The sequence below is a fragment of the Chamaesiphon sp. VAR_69_metabat_338 genome (assembly GCF_031423935.1).
In the GTDB taxonomy this organism is placed as follows: Bacteria; Cyanobacteriota; Cyanobacteriia; order Cyanobacteriales; family Chamaesiphonaceae; genus Chamaesiphon.
In genome coordinates this window covers 1-2,650 of record NZ_JANPGM010000458.1, presented here as the reverse complement: position 1 = coordinate 2,650, position 2,650 = coordinate 1, and the positions used below count along the sequence as shown (strand labels likewise).

Here is a 2,650-nt window from a genome sequence, read left to right as displayed (position 1 = left end):
CATCCAAATCAGCATCCAACTGAGCAACCCGATCGCCAGCACCCCAAACAGACCTTCCATCAAGGGTTCGATCGCCCCAGCATACTGCTCGTTTGCCGTGCCGAGGCTTTTGATGACCCACTCGAAAGTAACTCCAGCAATGATGCTGAGGGCTATTCCCGCACTAATCCCGAAATAAATCCAGTTTTTGAGATGAGTTTGTCCGGCTTTTTTAAGATAGGCAAAGACGATACCAACTACGAGCGCGGCTTCGACACCTTCGCGGAGGGTGATAATAAACGTAGGTAATGCAGAACTAAAATCCATCTCGGTAGTGCGGGTAAAAGGTTAAGTTGTAGTTTTGGCGATTTTCATAGCTTCAGACTCGATCTGTTTGACAAGCTTGGTCACTTCTTCTGCAGTTTTAACTGGAGCGGCTGGGGCGATGGGAGCTGGCCATGCCTTAGTCAGATCTGCCAGTGTCGTGCCGATCGTGGTTGCCACTGCTGGATTAGCTTGTTTGAGCTGAGGTTCGATCGCCCTAAATAATTGATTTACGTAGGTCACGAATCCCCGCGAATCTTGATACTCAACTATTTGGGCGATCTTGCCTTTGGCAATTGATGACTTGTACTCAGAATTTGCAGTATCCAACAAGCCATTAATAACTTGGAGTGTAAACGTCGCTGAATTGCGCTGAGTGGCTGGGAGGATAGAGATCGCACCATCAACCGATTTCATAGCTACGGTAAAATCGGCATTAACTTTAGCCCCATCTTTCGCACCCCCTTTGACCAAATCGTGAAGGGCAATTAACGGTGTTTTAAATTCTGGCACCTTACGTTCTTTGAGCTGTTCTTCTACATCAGCATAAATCTCTTCAACTGGGTGTCCGATGTGGGGTTCGGCTTGAACGGCCTGTTTGAGATCGAGCAGTTCTTTGGCAACCATCAGATGACCTTTCATCAGTCCCAATTTAGTCATATAGTCTACGTCCCTAGCTTCACCAGTGAGTGAAACATCCTCGATCGTGACCAGATCCTTAATTTGGTCGTACTGCGCCTGGTCGATGACTTTTTTGCTGACTAGCTCCTCTGGTTTGGCATAAGGACGACTACCTTGGATTTTATTCGAGAGGGCTGGCACTCCCAGTTTGGCTTCTAGCTTGTCCAACTCTGATATGAGTGCATTGTTAATATTAATTTTTTTACCACGACTTTCTATCTGGTGCCCGCCTGGTGCCGAACTACTGCTGACTGTGGGAGTCGGTGCAACTGCGGTTGGGGTGGTGTTCATACAGGCATTGACACTGATAAGCAAGACCGCGCTAGCTAGTCCATAACCTAAGTAAGTAAGAAATTTCATCGATATTTATTGATACTATTTTTAAACAGACTTTGCACATCCTACTCCTTTTGAGAATAGTTGGCAAGAGCTAGATGACTGCTTGCTACTCTACGTTTTTGCAACCACATCAAAGAAACCCATACAGCCAGCCTCAGCAATGTTGTCTTGATGCGGATGAAACATAAATTTTCCAGGATATTTGAAGCTAAATTCGAGGATATGTCGCTCGGCTGTGCCCATCGTAATCACATCACTTTCATGACTAGGTACTAACGTGCGTCCGGTCGGATACACCTGAAACATCGCGGCATGAAGATGAAAGGTTGCTACCGGATCGAGTTCGACCATATTTTGGACATAGATCCGAATTAGGGCATCTTGCTGAATGGGAATCGGCTGATACATGTAGTAATTTGGCAAACCATTAAAAGCGTACAGTTCGTTTTTACCGTCACCATTCAGGTCGTAGCCACCCATAATCAGCACCATTTCATCAGCAACGGGGCGAGGATTTGGTGGATCGACAATCAGCATCCCATACAAACCTTTGCCGATATGTCTAGTTACTGGCTCGATGTGGCAATGGTAAGGATAGATCCCGAAAGCATCAGCATCAAACTCATAGATAAATACCGTATTGTTTTTGACGGGTCTGAGGCCGTCCATCGCGGCTGGGTGGGTACCGTGAAAATGGATCGTATGATAGTGTCCGCCATGATTGGAAAACACCACCCGAATGCGATCTCCCTGGGTCGCTCTGAGTGTTGGTGCGGGAACTTGCCCATTGAAATTCCACACGATGAAGCTAGTTGAAGCATTGAGTTGAACTGTCGCCGTACCAGCTTCGAGCCGAAACTCTCTAACCGTCCGACCGTTCTCTTTGGTGACAGTACCATAGTCAAAGCTACGCAGATATTTGGCGGGATTAAATCCACTCTGGGCTGCTGTCGCGCTCATTGCTGGCATCGGTGGTACTTTGAGGCTAGACTGACTCTGGCGATTCATGAAGTTCAGCCCATACAGACCGCCAATCGCGCCTAAACCACCACCAATGCCCCATTTCATCATTCTGCGCCTCGACCATCGACTGGCATCATCGTTGATTCGCTTAAGCATTGAAAATATTATTGAGAATATATAGCAGCTATTTTAAGGGATTGTCACGATCGATTAAATACCCGCACCAAAATTAAGCGATTTTTCAGCCAAAAGTAGGGCTATCGATCTTTCGATCGATCGCCCATAAAATGCCTACGATTGTGTCTTGTCTCGCTGTCTTGACCCAAAGCCATGGGTCGGGAACCTCCGCGTGATTTGGGTCGCT

The 2,650-nt window shown here is 46.9% G+C and carries 3 protein-coding genes; all 3 read right to left on the bottom strand.

The genetic code is table 11. From position 1 onward, the window contains the following. The coding region (locus RMO84_RS12685) for an FTR1 family protein (protein ID WP_310488816.1) at nucleotides 1-306 on the bottom strand (306 nt) is incomplete at its 3' end. A 21-nt stretch (nucleotides 307-327) separates the two neighbouring features. Next, nucleotides 328-1,344, bottom strand: a complete 1,017-nt coding sequence (locus RMO84_RS12680; RefSeq protein ID WP_310488815.1) for a helix-hairpin-helix domain-containing protein — start codon at nucleotides 1,342-1,344, stop codon at nucleotides 328-330. A gap of 90 nt (nucleotides 1,345-1,434) precedes the next feature. After that, a complete protein-coding gene (locus RMO84_RS12675; RefSeq protein ID WP_310488814.1) occupies nucleotides 1,435-2,442 on the bottom strand; it encodes a multicopper oxidase domain-containing protein in 1,008 nt (335 codons plus the stop codon). Nucleotides 2,443-2,650: the final 208 nt, after the last annotated feature.